2 protein-coding genes are annotated in these 1,603 nt (G+C 37.9%); both read right to left on the reverse strand.

Annotated elements, in window-relative coordinates:
* Positions 1–56: 56 nt before the first annotated feature.
* Complete coding sequence (locus tag B3C94_RS22485; protein ID WP_293908014.1) at positions 57–524, reverse strand: nucleoside triphosphate pyrophosphohydrolase family protein; 468 nt, start codon at positions 522–524, stop codon at positions 57–59.
* A 94-nt stretch (positions 525–618) separates the two neighbouring features.
* Positions 619–1,603: pseudouridine synthase (locus B3C94_RS22490; protein ID WP_293908015.1), on the reverse strand; the 985-nt coding region annotated here is incomplete at its 5' end.

Genomic DNA, 1,603 nt, shown 5'->3' on the forward strand with positions numbered 1-1,603 from the left:
GAAGCCTTATTTGTTTTTTACACGAGGGAAATTATAAGCTAATTTCTCCATGTTATTTAGCCTTCTACAATTGTTTTTAAATCAGCTGGAGAGTAATTAATCGACTTTAATGTTTTATTGTCAGCAGTTCTGAATACTAAAAACTTACCATCAACTTCCTTGTAATAAGATTCTACTCCTTTTAATTTATAGTGCTCCTGTGTTGCGATAGCTTCAGCCTCGTCTTTACAAGCTTTGCTCATATTGGAACGCTGAACCTCGTCAAAAAGTGCTGAAAACTTATCTTTTAGACCAAATTCGAGTACTGCTCCAGCAAGTACATATTGAATGTCACATAGTGCATCAGCAATCTCTACTAGATCCTTATCCTGAATGGCTTCTTCAAGCTCTTTGAGCTCTTCAGCGATTAGCGATACCCGTAGGGCACATCTTTGTTCAGAGGGAATAGTAGGAGCGTCTAAGATCGGATGTTGGAATGTTTTATGGAATTCCGCAACGGATGAAAGTGTTTTCGGATCAGTCATATTCTTTGTTGTTTTATTTGAAAGAGCAAATATAAAAAATAAAGGACGGTTAACTGAATGACCGTCCTTTATTTTTATTTATCTTCTTAAACGATTAAATAAGGTGCTTTAATTGCACGATTTCACGCTCCTCTAGATATCTCCAACGTCCACGTGGAAGATCTTTTTTCGTTAAGTTTGCATAAACTACACGGTCCAATTTAACAACTTCATATCCTAGGGACTCAAAAATACGACGTACGATACGATTTTTTCCTGAGTGGATCTGAATACCAACTTCGCGTTTAGAGCCACCTTGAACATAGCTTAAATCATCTGGTTTGATGACACCATCTTCCAATTCAATACCAAATTGAATTTTGTTAAAATCACCTTGTGTAAGGTTTTTGTTTAGCTCAACATTATAGATCTTGCTGATGCTGTTACGCGGATGAGATAGCTTTTCGGCAAGGCTACCATCGTTCGTCATTAAAAGAAGACCCGTTGTATTTCTGTCAAGACGACCGACAGGGTAAATTCTTTCTTTTGTCGCTTTAGAAACAAGCTCCATTACGGTATGACGTTCTTGAGGATCATCAGTAGTCGTGATGTAATCTTTTGGTTTATTTAACAAAACATACACCATTTTCTCACGTTTCAAACGCTCGTTGTTGTAACGGATTTCATCGGTTGCAGGATCTACCTTCGTTCCCAATTCAGTAACAGGTTCTCCATTTACCCAAATGACACCGGCAGTGATAAGCTCATCAGCTTTACGTCTTGAACAAATACCTGCATTGGCGATATAGCGATTTAAACGAACTAAGCCGTCATCTTCTGCATCCTCTGCTTTTTTCTTAGGACGTTTAATATATTGTTTGTCACCAAAGTTTTTGTTGTCGTCAAATTTTCGACCTCTTTCACCGTCAAATTTTCTGTCGGAACGCTTGAAATTGTCTCTTTTTTCGAAAGGACGGTCAGATCTGTCAAAAGATCTTGAAGAATCGTTTCTGTCAGAACGTTTGAAATTGTCTCTTTTTTCGAAAGGACGGTCAGATCTGTCAAAAGATCTTGAAGAGTCGTTTCTGTCGGAACGTTTG

Origin of the sequence: Sphingobacterium sp. UBA5670 (genome assembly GCF_002420705.1) — a bacterium.
In the GTDB taxonomy this organism is placed as follows: Bacteria; Bacteroidota; Bacteroidia; order Sphingobacteriales; family Sphingobacteriaceae; genus Sphingobacterium.

What these genes read in the sequence shown, in the direction of transcription:
- B3C94_RS22485 (WP_293908014.1), bottom strand. Translation starts at nt 524, where the DNA reads ATGACTGATCCGAAAACACTTTCATCCGTTGCGGAATTCCATAAAACA.